1 protein-coding gene and 1 pseudogene are annotated in these 3,233 nt (G+C 74.2%); both read left to right on the top strand.

Features of this window, described 5'->3' with window-relative positions; genetic code table 11:
- Positions 1–1,271 (top strand): annotated as a pseudogene (locus AOK17_RS44500) (ATP-binding protein); the annotation flags it as partial.
- Positions 1,272–1,473: 202 nt separating this feature from the next.
- On the top strand, positions 1,474–3,180 hold the full coding sequence (locus AOK17_RS44495; protein ID WP_055618352.1) for a PucR family transcriptional regulator: 1,707 nt from the start codon (positions 1,474–1,476) through the stop codon (positions 3,178–3,180).
- Positions 3,181–3,233: the final 53 nt, after the last annotated feature.

The following is a 3,233-nucleotide window of genomic DNA, read 5'->3' as shown; positions in this document are numbered from 1 at the left end:
ACTCCTACCGCGGAACCGGCCTCGCGCTCGGACCGGACCTGCTGGGCACCTCGCTGCTCGCGGTCGGGCCCGCCGGGTCCGGCAAGACGGGCGGGGTCGTCTGGCCGCTCGCCGAGTCGCTGTGCCTGCACGCGCTCGCGGGGCGGGCCGCCGTGGTCGTCGTCGGGGCCGCGGGGGCGGGGCTCGGGCCGGTGGACGCGTACGACGTCGTGGTGCGGGTGGGCAATCCCGAGTCCGTGTACGACCTCGATCTGTACGGCGGGACCACCGACCCCGACGAGGCGGCGGCCGTGCTGGCCGAGGCGCTCGTCGGGGACCTCGCCGATCCGCATCCCGGGGCGGACAGCAGGCGGTCCACCACCGTGCTGGCCCAGCTGCTCGGGCCGTTCCGGGGGGTGCACGGGCGTTTCCCGTCCGTGCCCGAGCTGAGGCAGCTGCTCGACGGCTCGCCCGGACCGCTCGGCGCCCTGCGCAAGGCGCTCACCGAGGGCGGCCAGGAGTCCCTGCTGCGCGAACTCGACGCACGGGAGCGGCAGTTGGGGCATCCAGGAGATGTGGGGAGTGTGCTCGCCGATCGGGTGGCGTTGCTCGACCGCCCCGCGTTCGCCGGATTCTTCGACACGTCCGGGCAGTCCCGCCCCTTCTCCCTGCGCGCCCTCGACCACCCCGTGCGGGTGCGGATCGACCTGCCCGAGCGCGGCCACGCAGACGCCTCCCGGATGCTCGCGCGCCTCGTGCTCGCCCAGTTCGCGGCGAGCGTCGCCGTACGGGAGGACCGGTCGCTGTTCGCCTGTCTCGTACTCGACGACGCCACGGGGGTCATCACGCCCGAGGCCGTACGGGGCATTCAGCGGCTGCGGTCCGCCAACGCCGGGGTCGTGATGACGCTGCGCACGCTCGACGACGTACCCCGGCCGCTGCGGTCGCCGCTGCTCGGCGCGATCGGGTGCCGGATGGCGCTGTCCGGGCTCACGCCGTGGGACGGACAGGACTTCGCCGAGGTGTGGGGCAAGGAGTGGACCGAGGCGCGGGACGTCACCGACCGGCAGATCATCGCCGAGACGCCGGCCGGCAAGGCCGTACACATGCTGCGACGGGTGATCACCGGCAATGCGCCCACCGCCCGGGCCGTGACCGTGCGGCAGGTCGAGCGTGAGCGGTGGTCCGCGTCCGAGCTGGCGCACGGGGTGCCGCCGGGGCACGCGGTGCTCTCGCTCACCAGCGTGCGCGGGGAGCACGCGCCCCCGCTGCTGGTGGATCTGCGGAGTTGAGGCGGGTGTGGGAAGCCACGGGCTCCTGAGGGACATTTGACGGCTGCGCCGAGCGGGACGTCCGGACATATGGTCACGGGCCGACCGTACGGTGAGGCAGAATCGACATAGGTCGTTCATACGCTGCGGCCAAAGGATCGCAAGGATCACATCGCCCGCGACCGTCGAAGAACCTGTGAAGCTCCGAAGACCTGAAGGCCTCATGCCCCCCACGCTCGCCTCGCTCGTCCATCACTCGGCGCTCAAGCTCACCGTGCGCGCGGGCGGGGAACGGCTGGACACCCCCGTCCGCTGGGTGCACGCCAGCGAGCTCACCGACCCCGTGCCGTACATGGAGGGCGGGGAACTGCTCCTCATCACCGCGCTCAAGCTCGACGCGGAGGACGCCGACGCCATGCGGCGGTATGTGAAGCGGCTGGTCGGGGCGGGGGTCGCCGGGCTCGGCTTCGCCGTCGGGGTGCACTACGAAGAGACGCCCAAGGCGCTCGTCGACGCGGCGGAGGGCGAGGGGCTGCCCCTGCTGGAGGTTCCGCGGCGCACGCCGTTCCTCGCCATCAGCAAGGCCGTGTCCGCCGCCATCGCCGCCGATCAGTACCGGGCGGTGACGGCAGGCTTCGCGGCGCAGCGGGAACTGACCAAGCAGGCGCTGAGCGACGGGCCCGAAGGGCTGCTGACCGCGCTCGCCTCGCAGGTGGACGGGTGGGCCGCCCTGTACGACGCGTCCGGCGCCGTCGTCGCCACCGCGCCCGAGTGGGCGGGGCGGCGGGCCGCCCGGATCACCGGTGACGTGGAGCGGCTGCGGGAGCGGGCCGCGCCCGCGAGTTCCGTCGTCGGCGGCGGCGCGGGTGACGGTGAGGGTGGTGACGGCGGGGACGGGAGCGGCGAGGACCGGGTCGAGCTGCACTCCCTCGGGACGGGCCGGCGGGCCCGGGCCGCGCTTGCCGTGGGGACCGCCGCCGCGCTGGGTACGGCCGAGCGCTACGCCGTGCACTCGGCCATCGCCCTGCTGACGCTGACCACGGAACGGTCCCGCTCCTTGTACGCCGCCGAGCAGCGGATCGGTGCGGCCGTGCTGCGGATGCTGCTGGCGGGGCAGCCGGATCATGCGCGGGGGGTCGCCGGGGACCTGTACGGGGGGCTGCTGGACGCGCCCTACCGGATGATCCTGGCCGAGGCCGCGTCGGCTTCCGCCGGGCGGGCCCGGGCTCGGGCCGGGGACGCGGACGCGGATGGTGGCGGAGCCACGGTCAGCGCCGAGGCCGCCGCCGTTCTTGCCGAGGCCGGCGGTGATCTCGTGGGCGGGCTCGGTGAGGTCGTGGAGTCCGCCGCCGCCCGGTCCGGCGAGGCCGTGCTCGTCGTGCCCGACGGGGAGCGGCTCGTGGTGCTCGCCGCGGATCGGGGTGCGGTCGTTGCCGCCTGCGCCCAGTACGCCGAGGCCGTCGGGGCTGCTCAGGGCGGCGGTGAGCAGGCCGGCGACGAGGACGAGCTGGTCGTCGGGATCTCCGCTCCCGCCGGGCCCATCGCCGCGGGGGCCGCTTACAAGCAGGCCGAGCAGGCCCTGTCCGTCGCCCGGCGGCGGGGGCGGGTGCTCGTCGAGCACGAGGATCTGGCCGCGGGGTCCGTGGTGCCGTTGCTTGCGGATGACGCGGTGCGGGCGTTCGCGGACGGGCTGCTCAGGCCGCTGTACGAGCATGACGCCACCGGGCGGGGGGATCTTGTCGCCTCGTTGCGGGCGTGGTTGTCGCGGCATGGGCAGTGGGATGCGGCTGCGGCGGATCTTGGGGTGCATCGGCATACGTTGCGGTATCGCATGCGGCGGGTCGAGGAGATTCTCGGGCGGTCTCTGGATGATCCGGATGTGCGGATGGAGCTGTGGCTGGCTCTGAAGACGACGGCGTCGGCGGAGTAGGGAGACGTTTGTTCCTCGCCCCCGCCGCCCCTTCCCGTCCCGTCCCTGGGGGC

Source organism: Streptomyces phaeochromogenes, assembly GCF_001418655.1.
GTDB lineage: Bacteria > Actinomycetota > Actinomycetes > Streptomycetales > Streptomycetaceae > Streptomyces > Streptomyces phaeochromogenes.
The sequence above is the reverse complement of the archived record's forward strand: the minus strand, read 5'-3'. Positions and strand labels throughout refer to the sequence as shown.

Excerpts from the sequence above, each read along its gene's own strand:
- AOK17_RS44495 (WP_055618352.1), top strand. The coding sequence starts at position 1,474 with ATGCCCCCCACGCTCGCCTCGCTCGTCCATCACTCGGCGCTCAAGCTC.